Source organism: Microbispora sp. CL1-1 (assembly GCF_012034195.1).
Lineage (GTDB): Bacteria > Actinomycetota > Actinomycetes > Streptosporangiales > Streptosporangiaceae > Microbispora.
In genome coordinates this window covers 91790-111651 of record NZ_JAATEK010000027.1, presented here as the reverse complement: position 1 = coordinate 111651, position 19862 = coordinate 91790, and the positions used below count along the sequence as shown (strand labels likewise).

Sequence of the window (19862 nt, the reverse complement as noted above, 5' to 3'; positions counted from 1 at the left end):
GTTCGCGCCAGTGCCGTTCGTGCCAGCAGCGTCCGCGCCATCGGCAGCCTCACGGGCGGCACCCGCGTCAGCGCCGTTCGTGCCAGCGGCATTCGTACCGGTGGCAGCCCCACTCGTGGCATCCGCGCCGTCGTTGGTTGTGCTGTCGGGATCGGTGCCTGGAACGTCCGCGCCCGGGGCGTCCGTGCTTGCGGCATCGAGTGCGTCGCCGCGCTGCCGGAGCCCGAAGTTGATGATCGGGAAGGGCTCCCGGGCGGATGAGCCATCAGAGGACCACAGCGGCGAGTTGGCGATCAGACGGTCCCACCAGCCGTCGTCGGGGCCATTCGAATGACGAAGGCGCTCAGGATCGATGTCGAACAGATCCATCACACCTCCATCAAGCGATTCGAAAATTTGTATTAATTCTCTCCTCCCTCCGGAGCTTGTGCAAGATCAACTAAGAATCTCTTGGGATCACAGATTGAGGGAATCGCCCTGGTCACGGGGTAGTTCGCCGCGGCCGGGCGGGCCAGCCAGATGCTGTGGCTGGACAAGCCATGCCAAGAGTCTCTGGCCGACGACCGCGAAGGCGGCCATGAAGGTGGCTACCGAGATGCCGCGCTTGAGGCGGTCCCGCATCGGTGCCACCGAAGACTGGTAGCGCGCGGCCAGTCGGGCCGAAGAGGTCTCGTTGCAGGCCGTCCAGGATCGCGTTGAGGTAGCCCGCGACGAACGCACCGCCGACCTCGGAGGGGCCGACAGAGGTCTCGTTGGCGGCCCACACCGGGTACAGATCGTCCGGGATCGCACCGAGGTAGCTCGCGACGAACGCGCCACCGACCTCGGAGGGACCGACAGAGGTCACAGGGGCGGCCCGGGTGCCGTAGCGCCGACCCTTGACAGTGGCGCTGGCCCCCTTCAACGCGACGGGTCCGGGGGTGAACCCGAGCACGGGCTCCACGGGCGCGAACTCGTCCTGCGTCGCGGAGAGCAAGCCGAGGCGAGTGAGTTCGGTGAGCCCCTTGCCCACATCAGCCCGTGAGGGTTCTCCAGGACTCCACGGTCGCTGCGGCGATGCTCTCGATGCGGCTGCCGTACGCCGGATATCCGTCGGCAACGAGGCTGCCGTCCCTGAACGGCAACCCGCAGAAGCCCGCACGGAAGGGTCCGGGGGACACACTCTGCGGGAGCGGCGTGTACGCCTCCAGCGGGGCCATGTCGTAGCCCGACCGCGATCCACGCCTGTTGCGCGCCACCTGATGCGCCGCGGCGCGGAGCAACGCGTCGAGGCCCTTGTCCAGGTAGAACTGCAGCAGGCGGAACTGACCGTCGAGGTGCTTCTCGTGGCCCCTGGCGGGGTGTTGCAGGAGATAGGCGCAGACCACGACCGTGTGCCACCTGACCATCTCGGGATCGGCCTGCTCCTCGGCCAGGATCGCGTGATAGTAGTCCGCGCACTCACCCAGCGGACCGGGGGTCGCGCCGCAGTCGCACCGGCCCGCACGGGAGCTGTCCGCCATGGCCCGCACCCTAGGCAACCGGCGACGGCCGCGTCGACGGCATTTCACGACTCCGAGAGCACTGCTCTTGACATGTCCATGCGCATGAGAGAGCATCGCTCTCGTTAATGAGCACTAATCTCAAGGAGCCGTACATGTCGCTGCTCTACTCGGGTCCGTCCCTGGCCGTGCTGCACGAGGAGTACGCCGCACGGGGACGCGTCGATCCCGACGCCCAGCTGACCTCCTCGTCCACGCTGGTCATGGACGCGCCTGTGGACCGAGTCTGGAAGGTCATGGCCGATTTGCGGACGTGGCCGTCGTGGGTCTCCGGCATCCGGATCCTCGAACTCGGCGAGGTGCGCCCCGGCGCGTCCTTCCGGTGGCGCCTGAACGGCGTGCCGCTGCGGTCGCGGTTCGCCGTGGTCGAACCCCTGCGGGAGCTCACCTGGACGGGCACCTTCCTCGGCTGCTATCGGGCCGTCGACAGGCACGTGCTGGAACCCCTGGATGACGGGCGCACGAGGGTCACCGTGGAGGAGTCGCTCGCCGGCCCACTGCTGCCGCTCTTCTACCGGGAGCCCACGCTCCGGGCCAACCACGAGCGATGGCTCTCCGATCTCGCTCGCGCCGTCGCCTGAGCCGCTCCGCGCCCTCCCGTCGTCCCGTACGGGGAAGAAACGCGGGTACACCAAAAAGGAAAATTCGGCTTTTCGGGTAATTCGAGCTACCCGGAGGGCCTGTGGAAAACGTCAGCGAGTGATGTCTGGTGATGCTTTGATGAGCGGTAGCGAAACAATCGCCGGTCAAAGGGCAAAATCATGTTTAAGATGCTTCTCCAGCAAATGGTGGCACTGCTCGACGAGGACGACCTGCACCTGGGCGACGATGCGCATGCGCTCGACCCGGACGACTATGCGGACGAAATGGACGATTTGGACGACGACTTCTGACGTTTTACCCAAAATCCCCCCATAATCTAGAAAGCCCCCAAATGACGTTCACGCTTCACGACGTACGCTCTCGGACATATAAGGCGCGCGACGCCTGGTGGACCGTTTTCCTGGTGGATCCCCTGGCGGGCCGGTTGGTGGTGACGACCGCCAATCGCACGTCCATCACCCCGAACCAGATCACCTGGGGCGCCTTCGTGCTCGGTCTGGGCTCGGCCTGGTGCTTCCTCCAGGCCGAGTGGCGGTGGCTGGTGGCCGGGGCCGTCGTCTACCACGTGAGCTTCGTCCTCGACTGCATGGACGGGAAGATCGCGCGGCTCAAGGGGACAGGGACGGTCCTCGGCGGCTGGCTCGACTACGTCTTCGACCGGATCCGGGTGCTGGCCTGCACCGCCGCGCTGATGTGGGGGCAATATCGCGCGACCGGGCAGGAGGTCTACCTGCTCCTCGGCATCGCCGTCGTGTTCCTCGACATGCTGCGCTATGTCGACGCCCTGCAGATCGCGAAGGTGCGGCGCCAGATGCGCCGCACGCTGCGGCTCGCCTACGAGGAGTCGGCGTCCGGGGGTGCGGCCGCGCTGCCGGCGTCCCTGCTGAACGACGACCTCGACGGCGACCCCGACGAGATCAGGGTCCGCCTGACCGAGGCCGTGGACCTGCAGCAGGAGTTCCGCAGCCGCTTCTCCTGGTATCCCGGCATGCGCGAGTGGCTGCGCGAGCACCGGATCCGCACACACCTGGTGAGCGGCATCGAGTTCCAGATGGCGGTGTTCATCATCGGCCCGCTGCTCGGCGCGGTCGTCCCGGTCACGATCGGCGCGGCCGCCCTGTTGCTGCTCTTCGAGGCCCTCATCATGTACAAGCTCGTGCTGTCGTCACGGGACCTGAACCGCGCGCTGGCCGCGATCCGCTCGTCCGCCGAGCCGTCCGCCTCGGGGACGCCCGCCGGTTGAGCGTCTCACCGCTGCTCAGACCGATAGAGGCACCGTTGCGAGGGGTAGCGGTGGGACATGATGACCGAACGTGAGGAACCCACCGGCCTGCCCGATCCCGACCACCGCCGCCCCGAAGGGCTGGACGACATCACGGTCGACGCGCTGGGCAGGCTCAGCAAGGCGCTGGAGACGATCCACCGGGTCAGGGGCCACCTCTACTCCTTCCACCAGCTCACCGGCACGGCCGACTTCGAGCTGGACAACGCCGTACGGCTGCTGCGCCAGGCCGGGCACGACAAGTGGGCCGACCGGATCGAACGCGAGCTGATCGGCCGCAACGTCATCCAGGGCCGTTGGACCTTCCAGATCGTGGAGGAGTACGACGACGGCTACTACGCAACCTTCCAGGAGCTGGAACGCCAGGCCCGCAACGAACTGGCCGGAGGCCGCCGTCACCTCTACGAGGCCGAGCTGAAGCAGCAGCGGCGCACACCCGGGCAACCGGGTCACGAGACCACCCCATGAAACCCCGGTCCTCGGCTGGCCGACCACGAACTGTCACCGGCTGCGAGGGGCCGGCGCACGTCCAGGCTGCCCGCCGAGCCGGATATGCCCGCCCTCCCCGGCGGACGACGTTCCCGCCGTCAGGACGACGTGCCCGCCCGTCACCGGAGCCGGATCAGTGACCATCACGCCCGGCGAGGAGGTCCCCACACGCCGAGCGCACCAACGCCGCGCCGAACGCGATGGCCGAACCAGGTCAGTGGACCCTCACGCCCGCACAGGAGGCCCCACGTGCCGAGTGGTGCCAACGCCGCGCCGAACGCGATAGCCAAGCCGGAGTCAGTGAGCGTCACGACCGCCGAGGAGGTGGTCCCGGCCCCACGCGCCGAGCGGCGCAAGCGCCTCGTTCAGCGTGACGCCGAGCGGGGTCAGCGAGTATTCGACGTGCGGCGGCACCTCGTCGTACACCTCGCGGCACACGATGCCGTCGGCCTCCATCTCGCGCAGGTGTGAGGCGAGCACCTTCTCGGTCACGCCCGGGAGCATCCTGCGCAGTTCACCGAAACGGCATCGGCGTTCGTTCAGCGCCCAGAGGATCGAGCTCTTCCACTTGCCGCCGATCACCTCCATGGCCGCGTCGATCCCGCATTCGGACGCTATCGGACGCCGCGCGGTCCGCATTGCCCATCCCCTCCCGGCTGCTTGCTCACCCCGGGGTAAGCACCCACTTCAAAGTGCGTACTTGATCCTCTCGGGGCTCGTGACCAGCCTAATCGGCATGACTCACACCGCTGAAAAGCCTGCGTTGTCCCTTCTCGGGCTGGGCGCGATGGGCGGCGCGCTCGCCCGTGCCTGGCTCGCCGCCGGGCATCCCCTGACCGTCTGGAACCGTACCCCGGGGAAGGCCGAGGCCCTGGACGGCGCCCGCGTCGCCGCGACCGCCGCCGAGGCCGTGGCCGCGAGCGACCTGGTGGTCGTCTGCCTGCTCGACCACGCCTCGGTGGACGACGCCCTCGCCGACGCCGACCTGTCCGGCAAGGACCTCGTCGACCTCACCACCGGCACGCCGGAGGAGGCCCGCGCCCGGGCACGTTGGGTGCAGGAGCGCGGCGCCCGGTTCCTCGACGGCGGCATCATGGCGGTCCCGCCCATGATCGGGGTGCCGGGCTCCGGGGCGTACGTCTTCTACAGCGGCTCCCCGGCGGTGTTCGAGGCCCACGCGGACACGCTGGCCGCACCCGCCGCCACCGTCTACACGGGTGAGGACCCCGGGCTCGCCGCCCTCCACGACGTGGCGCTCCTCAGCGCGATGACGGGCATGTTCGCGGGTGTGTCGCACGCCTTCGCGCTCGTCCGGGACGAGATCCCGCCGAAGGCGTTCGCCGACCTCGTCGCGGGCTGGCTGCAGGCGATGGTCCCGTACGCGTACGGGGTGGCCGAGCACCTGGACAGCGGCGACTACACGAAGGACGTCACCTCCAACCTCGCGATGATGGTCAGGGGCAACGCGACCCTGCTGCGTACGGCCGAGGAGCAGAAGGTCAGCCCCGAACTGCTCACGCCGTTCATGACTCTCATGGCGCGGCGGCTCGCGGACGGCCACGGCGACGAGGGCACCACCGGGGTGATCGACCTGCTGCGGCCCTGATCCGGGGCCCTGATCCGGGGCCCTGACCCAGACATCGGCCCGCCGATCTCGGTGGTTATCCTCACAAGAGGATTGCGAGGTGAGGCCGTGACCGAACGCAGGCCCCTCGGAGTGAGCTTCGAGTCGTGGATCGACCGGCAGATTCGCGAGGCCACCGAGCGTGGCGAGTTCGACGACCTGCCAGGCGCAGGCAAGCCCATCCCCGGTCAGGGCAAGCCCCACGACGACATGTGGTGGATCAAGCAGAAGATGCAGGCGGAGAACCTGTCGTTCCCGCTGCCGGGGACGCTGGCGCTGCGCAAGGAGGCCGAGGAGGCGAGGGCGGAGGCGCTGGGCGCGCGCACCGAGGCCGAGGCACGCCGGATCGTCGAGGAGATGAACGACAAGATCCGCGACAGCTACCGCAGGCCCCTGTCCGGTCCGCCCGTCGTGCAGCCGCTCATCGACGCGGACGAGGTCGCCGCCGAGTGGCGGGCCCTTCATCCGGTCGCCGAGCGGAAACCCGCCCCCGCGCCCGCTCCCGAGAAGCGTCAGAGGCGTTCCTTCCTCCGGTGGTTCGGCCACCGCTGACCCGCCGAGGCCGCTGACCGGGCCGGGCGACCTGACGAAAGTCAGGTGAGGACCTCCCGATCGCCCGATGTGCCGCCCCTCCGGCCGCTCCTACCGTTCATGACCTGCGAACGGAAAGAGCCCGGAGGGGAAACTCGGTGCGAATGCGCAGGATCGCGGCGACCGCCGCCATAAGCGGTGTGCTGCTCACGACAGGACTGCTCATGACGGGACTGCTCATGACGGGACTGCTCATAACGGGATCGGGGGCGGTCGCCGCCACGACGCGGGCGGCGCCCTCGGACGGACGGCCCGGCCTGACCGCGGAGTCCGTCGACCGATACGTACGCGACTACATGCGGCGTACGGACCTGCCCGGCGCCGTGGTGACGGTCGTCAAGGACGACACGGTCGTGTACGCCGCCGGGCTCGGTCACACGGCCGGCGGCGAGGCGATCACCGCGGACACCCCCATGCCGCTCGCCTCGTTGTCGAAGTCGTTCACCGCCCTGGCGGTGCTGCGCCTCGCCGACCAGGGCAGGATCGACCTCGACGCGCCGGTGCGGCGTTATCTGCCCGAGTTCACCATGGCCGATCCCCGGGCCGGGCAGATCACCGTACGGCAGTTGCTCCAGCAGACCTCGGGCATGAGCGACCGGACCTTTCCCGAGCTGACGCTGCCCGCGCCGGACGACCTCAAGGACGCCGTCGCGATGCTCAGGACCGCGCCGCTCGCCGCCCCGCCGGGCACCCGGATGATCTATCACAACCCCAACTACGCGGTCGCGGCGCGGCTGGCCGAGGTGGTGTCGGGGACGCCGTTCGCCGACTTCATGGCCGCCACGGTGTTCAGGCCGCTCGGCATGACCTCCACCCGCACGGTGGACACCACGGAGGAACTGCCCGGCGCGGGCGCCGGATACATCCGCGCGTACGGCCGGCTGATCGAGCGCGCGCACCCGAAGTGGTTCGTCAACGGCTCCTACGGGGTCGTCAGCACCACACACGACCTGGGCAAATGGCTGATCACGCAGAACGGCCACGGCGACGCCCTCCCCCGAGACCTCGTCACGGCCACCCAGACCCCGTCCGGCGTGGGCGGCAGCACGTACGGCATGGGGTGGTCGGCCGAGCGGACGGCCGGAGGGGCCCAGATGCTGCGGCACACCGGCTGGCTGCTCACGCACAACTCGGCGCAGACCCTCCTGCCCGCGAGCGGGTGGGGCATCGCGGTCGTCACCGACACCGGGATGATCTCCGGTGACGATGCGCTGATCATCAGCGACGGCCTGGTCGACATGATCGAGGGACGTCCCGACGCGCACGCCGTGCCGTTCACCACGAGTGCGGACCCCTGGCTGGGCGGCCTGTCGCTGCTCAACCTGGCCCTCGGCCTGACCGGGGTGCTGCGCTCCCGCCGCTGGGCCGCCCGCCGCGCGCGGCGGCGCACCTGGCGGATGGCCGCACGGCTGGCCCCGTACGCGCTGCCGGTCGCGTTCTATCTGGGGCTGGCGGAGCTGGCCGGGCTGCTGCTCAACCGGGTGGGCACGCTGGGCCAGCTCACCTACGTGTGGCTCGCCCTCTACGTCTGGGCCGCCACCGGGGCGCTGGCCGCCGTCGCCGTCGTGGCCGCCCGCCTCGTCCACACCGCCCGCCTCGTCCACACCGCCCGCCTCGTGCACGCCGTACGGCTCCGGCGACGGGCCGTTGGTAGCGTCCCCGCATGGGCGAGCGAAACACACTAATCAGTCCACAAGGCGCAATAGGCCGGATTGAGGGAGAAACGCGATGATCCGCGTCCTGCTGGCGGACGACGAGGCGCTGATCCGCGCCGGCATCGCGAGCATCCTGGCCACGGCCGGTGACATCGAGGTCGTCGCCGAGGCGGCCGACGGGCACGAGGCCGTCGACCTCGCCCTGCGGCATCGTCCCGCCCTCTGCCTGCTCGACATCCGGATGCCGCGGCTCGACGGGCTCGGGGCCGCCGCGGAGCTGCGCCGGGTCCTCCCCGACGTCGCCGTGGTGATGCTCACGACGTTCAACGAGGACGACTACGTGACGAGCGCGCTCGGCTCCGGCGCGTCCGGTTTCCTCCTCAAGTCGGGCGACCCACGCGAACTGATCGCAGGGGTCCGCGCCGTCGCCGCAGGCGGCGCCTATCTCTCCCCAGCCGTCACGCGGCGGGTCATCACCCGCCTCCGGGAGCGCCCGCTCGGCACGGAGTCCGCCGCCCGCGCCCTCGTGGACGGGCTCGGCGACCGCGAACGCGAGGTGCTCGCCCTGGTCGGGGCCGCCCTGTCCAACGCCGAGATCGCCCGGCGCCTGCATCTCGTCGAGGGCACGGTCAAGGGGTACGTCAGCCAGATCCTCGCCCGTCTCGGCCTTCGCAACCGCGTCCAGGCCGCGATCCTGGCGTACGAGGCGGGTCTCGTGCCCGGCAGTCCGCTCGACCGGAGGGCGTGAGGTGGTGCGGCCGTCCCGTCTGCTCGACCTCGCGCGGTGGCTCGCGGTGTGGATAGCGGTGTGCGGGCCGCCCGTCGCGCTGGCCCTCGACGACCACGACGCCCGGGGGATGGCCGTGGCGGCCGTGGCCGTACCGCTGTTCGGGGCCGCCACGGCGGTGAGCCGGAGGTGGCCGCTGGCGGCGCTCGCCATCCCGGTCGCCGTGAGCCTGGCCCTGGACGCGCAGATGTTCGGCCCCCTGTCCTGGACGTGGGCGGCGCTGGTGGTCTTCGGCTACCTGACCGGGCACCGGATGGCGAGCGCCCGCCCAGCGCTGTGGTTCTTCTCGGCCGTCGCCCTCGCGGGGTTGCCGCTGTCCGGGCTCGTCCTGCGCGACCTGTGGGGCTGGCCGACGCAGCTCGTCACGCTGCTGCTCGCGGTCGTGGTGCCCTGGCTGCTCGGCCGCTGGCGCCGTCAGCACGCCGAACTGGTCCGTACGGGCTGGCTGCTCGCCGACCGGCTCGAACGCGGACAGCAGGCCGTCGCCGACCGCGCCCGCCTGCGGGAGAGGGCGCGGATCGCGGGCGACATGCACGACTCGCTCGGTCACGACCTCACGCTCCTCGCGGTGCGCGCCGGCGCTCTGGAACTCGGCCCCGGCCTCGATCCGCGGCGGCAGGCGGCCGTACGCGAGCTGCGCGAGGCCGCCGCCGCGGCGACCGAGCGGCTGCGCGAGATCATCGGCGTGCTGCGCGCGGACGATGAGGACGTCGGCACACCCCCGCGTGAGGAGAGCGTCGAAACGATCGTCGAACGCGCCCGCGGCTCCGGTGTGCCGATCGTCATCGAGCATCCGGCAGGCGACGCCGGCGTCATCGACGGGCTGCCCCCGATGACCGCGCTCGCCGTACGCCGCGTGCTCCAGGAGGCGCTGACGAACGCCGCCAAGCACGCCCCCGGCGCGACCGTACGCGTCCGGGTCGGGTCCGACGACGGCGTGGTCATCCTCAGGGTGGTCAACGACCCCGCTCCGGCTGGGGCCCCGACCGGCGTGGCCTCGGGTGGTTCCGGTCTCGTCGGGCTGGCGGAACGGGTGCGGCTGGCGGGCGGCGTCCTGCGAGCGGGCCCGGTTCCCGGCGGAGGTTTCGAGGTCGCCGCCGAGCTGCCCGTCACCGGGAGCCGGGCGGCGCGCGAACAGGCGCGGACGACGGCAGGCCTCGGCGTGCCCGAGACCACGGCGGCCCGGGAGCTGCACCTCGCCCGGCGGCGGGTGCGGCTGCGGCTCGCGCAGGCGGCCGGGGTTCCCGTGGCCGTGCTGACGGGGATCTTCGCGCTCCTGATCCCCCTGAGCTTCGTCAGCTCGTCGTTCTCCGTCCTCGACCCGGCGACGTACGAGGGGCTGAAGGCGGGTCAGTCACGCCACGACCTGCGGCTGCCGGTGTTCACCCGGGACGGCGCGCCGGACGGCGCTCCCGATCCGCCGCCGGGCCAGGACTGCGTCTATTACACGATGACGGCCGATTCCGGCCGGGCCTACCGCCTGTGCTTCGTCCGCGACCGGCTCGTCTCGAAGACCCTCGTGCCATAAGCCTCGTGCCATAAGAGCTCTCGTGCCGTATGAGCGCATCGCGATGCTCCTGACGTCGGCGGCGTCCCGCTGCCGGATGACGGAAACGCGACGAATGGTCTCGGCCCCCGGTTTTTGTCGGCGGCGGCTGCCACGATGTCGTGAAACGACCAAGGGAGCCCAGGTGCCCGATCATCTCGCCACCTTCCGGTGGCTGACGGCCCCCGCGACGGACAACGTGCACACCCCGCTGGGTGACGTCTTCAGCGTGTCGTTCTTCCATGGCCTGGAGCCCGCCGACGTCGCGGCCCGTTTCGAGCCGACCGCGGCGGCGGTCCGTTCGATGACCCTGGACGAGCTTCACGACGAGGTCGCGGAGTTCATCGAGGAGACCGACGGCGACGACGGCGGCGGATACGTCGGCATCACCCGCATCGGCGAATGGAGCGTTGCAATCGAGCCGTGCGGCCGGCACACCGCGCTGGGCGACAACCTGGCGCGCCTCGCCCAGGAGTGCGAGGCGGTGGCCGTCGGACGCCACGACTACGCCGAACACGCTTTCCTGTACGCCGTGGACGGCGAGATCGTCACCGCCTTCACGCCGCACGCGTCGGTCAACCGCTGGGGCAGCGACCCCGATCGGCTGAAGGAACCGATGCGCAGGGTCGGGCTGCCGCTGACCGCCACGGCCGGCAAGGCGGCCTGGGACACGCGCTGGGACGACGCGCTGCCGAAGGCGTTCGCGCTCGCCGCCACGATCACCGGGGTGACCCTCACCCCGCGCTCCTTCGACGGGCCGCTGCTGGTGGCCCCCATCACCGAGTGGGCCCAGGTCTAGACGCCGGCGTCCTGGCGGGTGTCTTGTCCGGGTGTCTTGTCGGGGGGCTCTGCTACACACGTGTCATGACCTCACCCGCCGCCCAGAAGCTCGGCATCGTGCCGTCCGTGTTCGCCGTCCAGCACCTGCCGCAGGCGACGTTCCCCGAAGACGACGACTGGATCGCGCTCGTGCGCGCCCCGGAGGGCCTCACCGTGATCCGCGAGGCCTGGCCGACGGGCTCCGGTGAGCGGTGGATCGGCCTGTACGGCGGGGGCACCGGACACGCGCTCGACGTCCCGGGCATGCTGGCGGCCATCGTCGGCCCGTTGGCCGAGGCGGCCATCCCGGTGTTCGTCGCCTCGACGTTCCACGCCGACCTGGTCCTCGTGCCCGAGCCGAGGGTCAAGGAAGCGGTCACCGTCCTGGAGGAGGCGGGCCACCAGGTGGACACCCGCCACCTGCACGCACCCGGCTCGTAGCGCTCGACGTCGTCGTCATCCGGGGATGCCGGACGGCAGGCGAAGCGAACGCGTTCAGCCGATCGGGTTCCAGCCGTCGGATCCGGCCAGGTACTTCTGCGGGGTGTAGTTCGCCGCCTGTGAGTCGCTCATCTGTGGGCGGTTGGAGTTCACCGTGGCGCCGGCTCCGGTGTTCCGGTATTCGAAGAAGCGGGCATTCTTCCAGGAGTTGCCGGACATGTCGGTCCAAGGCTGCGAGGTCTTGATCGTCGAGCTGAGCGACGATTCCCGATAGAGCACCTGGGCGTCAGGGCCCCAGGGCCTCCCGAGCTGGGTGGTGTTTCCGGTCGCGCCGGTGATGCGGGACCGGTAGACGAGGAAGCCGTAGGTCTTGGCGGCGTCGGTCCTGGCGGCGGTGATGGGGGCGCCGCTGCTGCGCTTCTCGTAAATGTCGCAGTCGTCGAGAACCGCGGTGCCACCGCCGAAAATGAAGTCGACGGTGCCCTCGATGTAGGAGCTCTTGACGTAGGCGCGGGCGGAGTCGTTGATCAGGAAGGTGTCCTGGTCGCCGAGCAGGCGGACGTTCGACAGGACCGCCCGGTCGGCGTTGAGGTTCAGCGCGACGGCCTGCTGGTTGACGGTGCTGCCGTCCTCCACGTAGTCGTTGGAGATCGTCAGGTTGGTGAGGGCGGAGTCGTGGCCGTTCACGAACGCGGTGGCGCTGTTGAAGGTGCCGCCGTTCCCCCCGGCGTAGTGATTGTTGACGATCACTACGTCCCCGGGCGACGAGCCCAGACCCTGCAGCGTGATGTACGGCTTGTTCGCCGGGATCGTGACGATCTCCCGGTAGGTGCCCGGCTTGATCGTGATCACCTTCCGGCTGGAGTTGCCCGATGCCACGGCGTCGATCGCCGCCTGCACGGTCCGGTAGGTGCCGGTTCCGTCGGCGGCCACCGTGGGCTTCCCACCGGTGGGCGACGGCGAGGGCGTGGGTGAAGGCGAGCGCGTGGGCGTGGCGGAGGGCGAGGGCGAGGGCGTGGCGGAGGGCGAGGGTGAGGGTGAGGGCGTGGGGGTCGGCGAGGGTGATGAGGTGGTGACGGAGCCGGTGCAGGTGACGCCGTTGAGCGTGAACGACGCAGGCTTGGGGTTGGACCCCGACCAGCTGCCGTTGAAGCCGATGGACACCGACGCGCCGGTGGCGATGGCCGCGTTGTAGTCCACGTTCGTGGCCGTGACGTTCTGCCCGCTCTGACTGAAGGTGGCCGACCACCCGGTGTCCACCTTCTGACCACTCGCCGGGAACGCGAACCCCAGACTCCAGCCGTTGATCGCGCTGCCCAGGTTCTGGATCGTGATGGCGGCGGTGAACCCACCCGGCCAGTCGTTGGTCGTATAGGTCACGGCACACCCGGTGGCGGCCTGCGCCGCCGGGGCGACGGCCACACCGGCCAGGGCGACCACACCGGCCAGAGCACCGATCACCCCGGCACCCGTTCTGGTTCTGCTTGTCACAACCGAGCTCCTTGCAGGTCACGCAGGGCCCCTGACCGAGGAAAGACTCCCGACCCCACAAGGCTTTTCGTGCACCCGAACGACATCCACACCCAGACATCCACACCCAGGAACACCGCACAGCAACGTACGACCCCACCGATCACCGGTCAACGACACCCCACAGCGGCAACCGCGCACACCGGCCCCCACAAGCACAGAAACCACCGGAGACGGCACACCGGAACCCGGGAATGGATGAAACTTGCACCCCGAGCCGGCACCGTCCCGGTGCTGGGTCACGGCATCAGGGGCAGCTTTCCCACGATCTTGTCCACGCGGTTGCGCGGGCCGACGACGCCGACCGCGCAATACTCGACGTCGTCGGCCGCGGTCTCCTTCATCGTGGCGAGGTAGTCGGCGTAGACCCGCGTCCGCTGGGCCGCGGCGGGCATGTCCGCCACGAAGCACCCGGCGGACGACGCGGCCTTCGCGCGAATGGCGCGCAGCGTGGCGGCGTCCGCGGCCAGCACGGAGCAGCCCGCCCACGGCAGCCCGGGATGGGCGCCACCGTCGGCGTCCACCGCGTCGTCGCCGAGAAGCCCGGTCACCGCAGTCGAGGTCGCCGCGGCCACGCAGACTGCGGCGTTCACGGCACGGCCCGCGGGAAGGTCGCGGTCGACCACGATCACCCACTTCAGACGGGCCGCCCGGGTCGGGAGGGCCGGGTCGATCTCCTCGGGGGCGAACCCGACACCCGAGGTCGTCTGTTCATCGGCCGTCATCCGGTTCTCCTGTGCATACGTTCGGACGTACGCCGACGATGCTAGGCACTCGTACGATTGACCTGCAAGAAGTCCGTATTTATATCGGAAACAAGGGCGAACAGGCGGTCATGGACGAACTTGATAAGGCGATCCTGGCGGAACTGCAGTCGGATGCACGGAAGACCAACCGCGACGTGGCCGCCGCGGTCGGGGTCTCGCCGACCACGGCACTCGACCGTACGCGGGCGCTCCGGCAGCGCGGTGTCATCCGGGGTGCGATCCTCGACGTGGACCTGGCGGCGATCGGCCGCCCGGTCCAGGCCCTCATCGCCATCCGGGTGCGTCCCCCGTCGCGGCGCAACATCGAGGGATTCCGGAACTGGGTCAGCGCTCTTCCCGACACCCTGGGCGTCTACGTGACGGCCGGCACGGAGGACTTCATCGTGCACGTGGCCGTGCCGGACAACGCCAGCCTGTACGCGTTCGTGATCGACAAGCTCACCGAACGGCCCGAAGTCGCCGACGTCCGCACGTCTATCGTCTACGAGCACATCCGCAACAACCGGATCAGCCCGATGTGAGGCGGCATCACCCACCTGACGCCGTCCGAGTCGGCCGATTCCCGGCCTCCGCCAAGTGCCGCGCCGCCCAGGACCCGGCCCGAGGGCCCGGCGATGCTCGCCGGCATGCGCGAGCGCACAGTGCATCCACGAGTGCGTCCGCTGCCGCCGGCCGGACGTCGCCTCTCGCGGTTTTGTCAGTGGCGGGACGTAGCATGACCTGGGTCAACGGCCCAGGACACGGGACCGCACGACCATGTTCCGCGACTCAGGCATGTTCCGCGAGTCAGGCGTGTTCCGCGAGTCAGGCGTGTTCCGCGAGGCAGGGAGGAGTCACCCGGATGGGCCTGCACATCGAGAGCCGCTCGTCCGACTCGCCCTACATCGAGCGGGTGTGGCGGAGCAGCAGCCGTGACGTGGCACAGATGACGGCGGTCGCGACCGCCCATTGGGACCTGGTCTTCTGGGAGCAGCGCGGCCAGGTCAGCGCCTCCGTCCATGGGCCGGAGACGAAGGCGAGCCAGGCCCCCGTACCCGAAGACGCCACGTTCTTCGGGATCAGCTTCGCGCTCGGCACCGCGATGCCCCATCTTCCGCTCGGCCGGCTCGTGGACGGGTCCGCGGAGATCCCCGGCACGACCCACACGTCCTTCTGGCTGAAGGGCTCCACCTGGCATCTGCCCGGCTGGGACAACGCCGAGACGTTCGTACGGCGGCTGGTGCGCGAGGGTGTCGTCGAGCGCGATCCGCTCGTCGCCGCGGTGCTCGGCGGCGCGCCGCCGGACGTGTCGGAGCGCACCGTGCAACGACGCTTCCTGGCGGCCACCGGGCTCACCCGTGGCGCGATCCGGCAGATCGACCGCGCCAGGCGGGCGGCGGTCCTGATCCAGGACGGCGTGCCGATCCACGACGTGATCCACCGCCTCGGATACTTCGACCAGCCCCACCTCGCACGGTCCCTGAGCCGTTACATCGGGCGAACCGCCACACAACTGGGCGATCGGCGGCCTGCCCAACCGCTGTCGCTCCTGTACGCGACCTGACCGCCCGCCCCGGCGGGATCGATCTTCTTGCCAGCCTCGGCGTCAGTAACGTACGTGGGCGGCGATGGCCCGCGCGCATGCCAGGGACTCGGTGTGCGTGGTGTCCACCACGAGGTCGTAGACCACGCCCTCGTGAACCACTTCCGCCTGCAACACGGCCATCCCCTCGACGCGGTCGCCCCGCGCGATCTCGCGTCCCGCGGCGACCGCGCTGTCGCACTTCACGCCGACCCAGAGCACCTCCAGCCCGGCGAGGGCCTTCTGCCAGCGTTGCTGGGAGGCCGCCCCGCCGAGGAACACGTCGTCCACGATGACCCGGGCGCCCGCGCGGGCCATGGCGGCGATCCCCTCCGTCCACGCCGCGTCCAGCGCCTGGAACGCCGGCCCGACATCGACCTGGCCGTCCGGTGCGAAAGTGATCCCCGCGTCCGATCCGCGCATGGAGGCGGGCAGCGCCTCGACCATGGTGTCGACCGAGAGGGCGAGCCACGGATCCGGCAGGACCGCCTGCAAACACCGGGAGATCCCGGACTTTCCCGAGCTGGAACCGCCATTGAGGACAATCACCTGCGTAGCCACTGCGCCACGTTAAAGGGCGACCCCTCGCGGCTCCAACACCTTTTCCCCTGACCCGCCCTTACCGTCCACGACTTACCGGGAGGCGCCCGGCACACGCGATTTCCCGTACGGCGACAGGCGTCGGACGAGCCACGACGGGACGTGCGCGAGATTCTCCGTTCGCTTGAGCGAATACCGTGGGCGCTGTTAGCTTCACCCTGGTGGACGACATGCGTGCACGGGCGGAGGCGATCGAGGACTTCGCGGCGGCACTGCGAGAACTTCGCAAATCAGTCGGGAACCCACCTTTTCGCGAAATGTCCGGCCGGTCAGGCGCGATTTCCCATACGACATTGCACGAGGCCACCAAGGGCAACCGGCTCCCGAGCTGGGAGACCACCGTCGAGTTCGTCAAGGCGTGCGGCGCCGACCCGGCCGCGTACCGCGAACGCTGGGAGAGCGCGAACCTCGCGGTCAGGTCGGCGAGCGCCGGAGCGCCGTCGAACCGCGCGGGCGCCGTGGCGGCCCTCCCGCCTCACGAAATCGAAACCGCCGCCACGGACGTCGTACAAGGTCCGTGGCCGGCCGCTGAGACCCCGGCGACGAACGGGCCGGTTCCGTCCGCGCCAGGAGGCCGGGGACGGTTCCGCCCGGCCCGCCCGGCCGCGGCCGCACTCGCCGTAGGGGCCGTCGGTGTGGCGACAGTGGTCCTCGTCGCGGTCACCGGCGATCGAGGCGCCGGGACCGACGGGCAGAGCGCGAATCCGCCCGAGAGCCCGTCGAACGCGAAACTCTCGGCAGCCGACTGCCCGGTGCACCCCACCAGTCCTCCGTGGAGCCCGCCCGCGCACGCGGGCGATTCGGCGAAGTTCATCGGGGACATCACGCTGCCCGACTGCTCGCACGTCGGCCCCCGCCAGACCGTGACCAAGGTGTGGCGGCTCAAGAACGCCGGGACGGTGCCGTGGAAGGGATATTCGCTGCACCGCCTCGATCTCCCGCAGCAGCCCGACCAATGCCAGACCATCTCCGACATACCGATCAAGGACACGCGCCCCGGAGAGATGGTCGACATCCAGACCGACATCATCACGCCGAAGAAGCCGGGCCTGTGCTACGTACGGTTCAAGATGATGGAGGGTTCGGGACGGGTCGCCTTCCCCGGCGGCCGGCCGCTGAACTTCCAGATCATCGTCGACTGACTGCCGTAAGACGCCGGTTCCCCGCCGTGCATGGCGGGCACGGCGGGGAACCGAAGGCGTACGCGGGGTCAGGATCCGAGAGTGATCCCCGTGTAGTAGTACGTGAGGATCCTGCGGTAGCTCCAGCCCGCCTCGGCCTTGTCGCGAGAGCCGGTCTGCGACATCCAGTCGCCGGTGACCCAGTGACGGCACTTCGTCGTCGTGGAGCAGTACTGGGCCTTGAAGATCTTCCCGTCGCGGGTCATCCGGACGCCCCAGGTCGCGTCCACCGCGGCGTTCGTGGCCGCCGTCGCGGAGCCGGGCTTGTACACCTGGCTGGCCGTGTCGTCGGTGACGTCGTAGCACTGGCCGCTCGGCGTCTTGCTCGCCGACCTCAGCGCCCAGTACCAGCCGAAGTGCTTGACCGCGATCGCCCCGGCCTTGAGCGACTCCGCCGGCCAGTGCGAACGCCACTCGTTGGGCAGGACGTTCTTGATGTACGTCTTGAAGTCCACCCGGTCGACGCGGTCGAGGGCCTTCCGGTAGACGAGGATCGTCGTGGGCAGCCTGGTGTGCGTTCCGTCGGTCTTGCACCCAATCGGCGGTGCGGAGCTCAGGAACCGATGCGAGGCGTTCTGGTTCTTGAGGCCGGGCTTGAGGTTGCCCTTGGCCCCGGGCGCGAAGTCCTGGTAGACGCTGCCGCCGTAGTCGCTGTTGTAGTAGACGCGTACGGTCTTACTGCTGCGGTTCCAGACCGAGGCGGCCTCGTTCTTGATGCACTTGCCCTTGCCGGCGCCGGGCCCCTTGAAGTCGTAGCAGGACGGCTGCTTCGTACCGTAATCGGCCACAGACCCGGTGAAGTCGGACACCGACCCCTGGTTGTCGCTGTTGAAGTAGTAACAGAACTCACCGGCCTCGCACACGCCGTTGCGCGTGGCCGCCGACGCCGGCGAAGCGGCCGCGAGCACCGTCCCGCCGAGCGCCAGCGCGGCGGCAGCCGCGGTGAACGGCGAGATCAGCCGTGCAGTTCGTGGAGACACAGGTGTCTTCCTCCTCATCGCAGGCCGCGATCCGCTAGCGGATGTTGTAGCCCTGGGAGATCCAGAACGAGTTCGGGTTCGGGTTGCTCAGCGTCGGGTCGCCGACGCTCTTGGCGGCGAGCGTCTTCCGTCCGGGACGCATCTCGACGTGGGTGTGCGCGGCCGAGCTGGACGAGATCCCGTGCCACGCCTCTTCCGCGATGAGCTGGCCGCGCGCGATCTGCTGGCCCACGCGCAGCGAGGACAGCGGATCGGAGTGGAGATAGATGATCGTCTTGTTCAGCGAGGCGTTGTAGATGGCGATCGTGGAGAGCCCCTTGCCGCCGTTGCGCCCGCGCACGACGTTGATGACCCGGCCGCTCACCAGGGCGTGGACGTCCGAACCGATGCTGCGGGCGATGTCGATGCCCTCATGCCGCCCGGAAGTGTGGACGTAACCGTCGAAGCCGCAGCTGATGCGACCACCGCTGGTCTTGTACAGCGCGTACGACATGTCGACGCGCGCCGACGACGACGGGCCGAACTGGTGGGAGGCGTTCTGGTTCTTGAGGCCGGGCTTGAGGTTGCCCTTGGCCCCGGGCGCGAAGTCCTGGTAGACGCTGCCGCCGTAGTTGCTGTTGTAGTAGACGCGTACGGTCTTACTGCTGCGGTTCCAGACCGAGGCGGCCTCGTTCTTGATGCACTTGCCCTTGCCGGCGCCGGGCCCCTTGAAGTCGTAGCAGGACGGCTGCTTCGTACCGTAATCGGCCACAGACCCGGTGAAGTCGGACACCGACCCCTGGTTGTCGCTGTTGAAGTAGTAACAGAACTCACCGGCCTCGCACACGCCGTTGCGCGTGGCCGCCGACGCCGGCGAAGCGGCCGCGAGCACCGTCCCGCCGAGCATCGTCGCGGCGGCAGCCGTGGTGAGGATCTTGCCGAACGTTCCCATGGTGTTCTCCTTCGTGTCTGTGCGGGCTGGGTTGTGGATCAGTGGCGCCGGTACTCCTCCCAGGTGCGGATGGGCACCTTCGGGCCGTCGTCCGGGGCACGCCCGGCGAGCCCGTTCAGGCCGAGGTAGTAGTCGCCGATCTGGTGCTGGGCCTGGCTGGAAAGGTCGGTGTCGCTGATGGCGGCGGCGTGGATGTGCCACGGCCAGTCGTCCTGATCGGGGTTGCGCAGCCATGCCGCGAAGCCGACACGCCGCAACGCCCGGACGGCGGCCGTACGAGTGGCGGAGCTCATCCCCTTGACCGAGATGTCCACGACGCCCCCGCCGTCGTGGGTGCCCGCGGACGTGGGGTCACCGCCGGGGTTGTACGACCCCTGCAACAGCACGAGGTCGCGGCCGAGCAGCCGCTTCGCCTCGGCCAGCATGCTCCGCGTACGGGCGTCCACGACGACGCCGCCGGTGGACACCCGGGCCCCCGGCCCGATGACGTGGGTGACCGTGAACCGGCCGGCTCCGAGCCTGGTGAGCGACGCCGTGTCCGGAAGGCCGCTGGCGGCCAGACCGGTGCGGCCGAGCGACCTCTGGAACTTGGCGAAGGCGGCGATCGTCGTGGTGCCGAAGTAACCGTCCACCCACTTCGCGTCGAGCAGGCGCCGGTCGCGCAGCGCCCTCTCCACGAGCAGCACGCTGGCCCTGGCCCCCGGGGTCAGCGTGTTGTCAGGCCGCCGCGGGTCGATCTGGGCTGCCTTGACGGTGGCTTCCATGTCCACGCTCGGCAGTGCCCCGGCCTCGGCCGCCTGTGCCGCCGGTGCCCCGGGCATCCCGGTCAGGCAGGCGAGCACGGCGGCCGCCATGAGGCCGGCGGCGCGTGGAGGCAGCTTCATCGTTTCTCCTGGTGTCCAACGCCGGCAGGTGACTCCTGCGGCGGGACCCA

General features: G+C 69.8%; 21 protein-coding genes and 1 pseudogene. 13 read left to right on the top strand and 9 right to left on the bottom strand.

Annotated features, from left to right (window positions below; translation table 11 throughout):
• Both HCK04_RS27470 and HCK04_RS27465 read right to left on the bottom strand, forming a co-directional pair.
• A pseudogene (locus tag HCK04_RS27470) lies at positions 1 to 369 on the bottom strand (hypothetical protein); the annotation flags it as partial.
• A 644-nt stretch (positions 370 to 1013) separates the two neighbouring features.
• Positions 1014 to 1502, bottom strand: coding sequence for a DUF5946 family protein (locus HCK04_RS27465; RefSeq protein ID WP_142650274.1), 489 nt, complete (start codon positions 1500 to 1502; stop codon positions 1014 to 1016).
• 107 nt (positions 1503 to 1609) lie between these two features.
• On the opposite strand from HCK04_RS27465, the gene HCK04_RS27460 reads away from it, so the two are divergent.
• The 3 genes from HCK04_RS27460 (at position 1610) to HCK04_RS27450 (ending at position 3894) form a co-directional block, all read left to right on the top strand.
• Positions 1610 to 2122, top strand: a complete 513-nt coding sequence (locus tag HCK04_RS27460) for an SRPBCC family protein (RefSeq protein ID WP_240971850.1) — start codon at positions 1610 to 1612, stop codon at positions 2120 to 2122.
• Between the two features lie 353 nt (positions 2123 to 2475).
• Positions 2476 to 3387: a CDP-alcohol phosphatidyltransferase family protein gene (locus tag HCK04_RS27455; RefSeq protein ID WP_142650273.1), complete on the top strand. Its 912-nt coding sequence runs from the start codon at positions 2476 to 2478 to the stop codon at positions 3385 to 3387.
• A gap of 57 nt (positions 3388 to 3444) precedes the next feature.
• Positions 3445 to 3894, top strand: coding sequence for a hypothetical protein (locus tag HCK04_RS27450; protein ID WP_142650272.1), 450 nt, complete (start codon positions 3445 to 3447; stop codon positions 3892 to 3894).
• A 318-nt stretch (positions 3895 to 4212) separates the two neighbouring features.
• Here the strand turns inward: HCK04_RS27450 and HCK04_RS27445 are convergent, their stop codons facing one another.
• The gene (locus HCK04_RS27445; protein WP_142650271.1) at positions 4213 to 4554 is read right to left on the bottom strand and encodes a helix-turn-helix domain-containing protein; all 342 of its coding nucleotides are present in this window, start codon (positions 4552 to 4554) and stop codon (positions 4213 to 4215) included.
• Positions 4555 to 4651: 97 nt separating this feature from the next.
• Here HCK04_RS27445 and HCK04_RS27440 point away from each other — a divergent pair, with 97 nt between their 5' ends.
• The 7 genes from HCK04_RS27440 to HCK04_RS27410 all read left to right on the top strand — a co-directional run bounded on the left by HCK04_RS27440 (position 4652) and on the right by HCK04_RS27410 (position 11378).
• Positions 4652 to 5521, top strand: coding sequence for an NAD(P)-binding domain-containing protein (locus HCK04_RS27440; protein ID WP_142650270.1), 870 nt, complete (start codon positions 4652 to 4654; stop codon positions 5519 to 5521).
• Between the two features lie 87 nt (positions 5522 to 5608).
• A complete protein-coding gene (locus HCK04_RS27435; protein ID WP_142650269.1) occupies positions 5609 to 6091 on the top strand; it encodes a DUF1992 domain-containing protein in 483 nt (160 codons plus the stop codon).
• 143 nt (positions 6092 to 6234) lie between these two features.
• Entirely contained in the window at positions 6235 to 7815 is a 1581-nt protein-coding gene (locus tag HCK04_RS27430; RefSeq protein ID WP_205830771.1) for a serine hydrolase domain-containing protein, read from the top strand.
• A gap of 43 nt (positions 7816 to 7858) precedes the next feature.
• Complete coding sequence (locus HCK04_RS27425; RefSeq protein WP_142650268.1) at positions 7859 to 8533, top strand: response regulator transcription factor; 675 nt, start codon at positions 7859 to 7861, stop codon at positions 8531 to 8533.
• Positions 8534 to 8537: 4 nt separating this feature from the next.
• Complete coding sequence (locus HCK04_RS42785; protein ID WP_205830770.1) at positions 8538 to 10100, top strand: sensor histidine kinase; 1563 nt, start codon at positions 8538 to 8540, stop codon at positions 10098 to 10100.
• A gap of 163 nt (positions 10101 to 10263) precedes the next feature.
• Positions 10264 to 10917 (top strand): DUF6461 domain-containing protein, encoded by a 654-nt coding sequence (locus HCK04_RS27415; RefSeq protein WP_142650267.1) that lies wholly within the window; start codon positions 10264 to 10266, stop codon positions 10915 to 10917.
• A gap of 65 nt (positions 10918 to 10982) precedes the next feature.
• The gene (locus HCK04_RS27410) at positions 10983 to 11378 is read left to right on the top strand and encodes an ACT domain-containing protein (RefSeq protein WP_142650266.1); all 396 of its coding nucleotides are present in this window, start codon (positions 10983 to 10985) and stop codon (positions 11376 to 11378) included.
• 54 nt (positions 11379 to 11432) lie between these two features.
• Here HCK04_RS27410 and HCK04_RS27405 read toward each other — a convergent pair whose 3' ends face one another.
• Both HCK04_RS27405 and HCK04_RS27400 read right to left on the bottom strand, forming a co-directional pair.
• Positions 11433 to 12869, bottom strand: a complete 1437-nt coding sequence (locus HCK04_RS27405; protein WP_142650265.1) for a pectinesterase family protein — start codon at positions 12867 to 12869, stop codon at positions 11433 to 11435.
• A gap of 278 nt (positions 12870 to 13147) precedes the next feature.
• Positions 13148 to 13633: a DUF2000 domain-containing protein gene (locus tag HCK04_RS27400; protein WP_142650264.1), complete on the bottom strand. Its 486-nt coding sequence runs from the start codon at positions 13631 to 13633 to the stop codon at positions 13148 to 13150.
• A 110-nt stretch (positions 13634 to 13743) separates the two neighbouring features.
• Here HCK04_RS27400 and HCK04_RS27395 point away from each other — a divergent pair, with 110 nt between their 5' ends.
• Together HCK04_RS27395 and HCK04_RS27390 are read left to right on the top strand one after the other, a co-directional pair.
• Positions 13744 to 14196 (top strand): Lrp/AsnC family transcriptional regulator, encoded by a 453-nt coding sequence (locus HCK04_RS27395; RefSeq protein WP_076443313.1) that lies wholly within the window; start codon positions 13744 to 13746, stop codon positions 14194 to 14196.
• A gap of 320 nt (positions 14197 to 14516) precedes the next feature.
• Positions 14517 to 15218 carry a helix-turn-helix domain-containing protein gene (locus HCK04_RS27390; RefSeq protein ID WP_142650263.1) on the top strand — a complete coding sequence of 234 codons (702 nt, stop codon included), beginning with the start codon at positions 14517 to 14519 and terminating at the stop codon, positions 15216 to 15218.
• Positions 15219 to 15260: 42 nt separating this feature from the next.
• Here HCK04_RS27390 and cpt read toward each other — a convergent pair whose 3' ends face one another.
• Positions 15261 to 15785, bottom strand: coding sequence for a chloramphenicol phosphotransferase CPT (cpt, locus tag HCK04_RS27385; RefSeq protein WP_142650287.1), 525 nt, complete (start codon positions 15783 to 15785; stop codon positions 15261 to 15263).
• A gap of 344 nt (positions 15786 to 16129) precedes the next feature.
• Here cpt and HCK04_RS27380 point away from each other — a divergent pair, with 344 nt between their 5' ends.
• On the top strand, positions 16130 to 16978 hold the full coding sequence (locus HCK04_RS27380; RefSeq protein WP_168066305.1) for an NBR1-Ig-like domain-containing protein: 849 nt from the start codon (positions 16130 to 16132) through the stop codon (positions 16976 to 16978).
• Positions 16979 to 17046: 68 nt separating this feature from the next.
• Here the strand turns inward: HCK04_RS27380 and HCK04_RS27375 are convergent, their stop codons facing one another.
• Genes HCK04_RS27375 through HCK04_RS27365 form a run of 3 tightly spaced genes read right to left on the bottom strand, consistent with a single transcriptional unit; the run spans position 17047 to position 19812 of the window.
• Complete coding sequence (locus HCK04_RS27375) at positions 17047 to 17997, bottom strand: SpoIID/LytB domain-containing protein (protein WP_205830769.1); 951 nt, start codon at positions 17995 to 17997, stop codon at positions 17047 to 17049.
• 34 nt (positions 17998 to 18031) lie between these two features.
• Positions 18032 to 18928: a peptidase inhibitor family I36 protein gene (locus HCK04_RS27370; protein ID WP_142650260.1), complete on the bottom strand. Its 897-nt coding sequence runs from the start codon at positions 18926 to 18928 to the stop codon at positions 18032 to 18034.
• Positions 18929 to 18966: 38 nt separating this feature from the next.
• Positions 18967 to 19812 (bottom strand): peptidoglycan-binding protein, encoded by an 846-nt coding sequence (locus tag HCK04_RS27365; RefSeq protein WP_205830768.1) that lies wholly within the window; start codon positions 19810 to 19812, stop codon positions 18967 to 18969.
• Positions 19813 to 19862 lie beyond the last annotated feature (50 nt).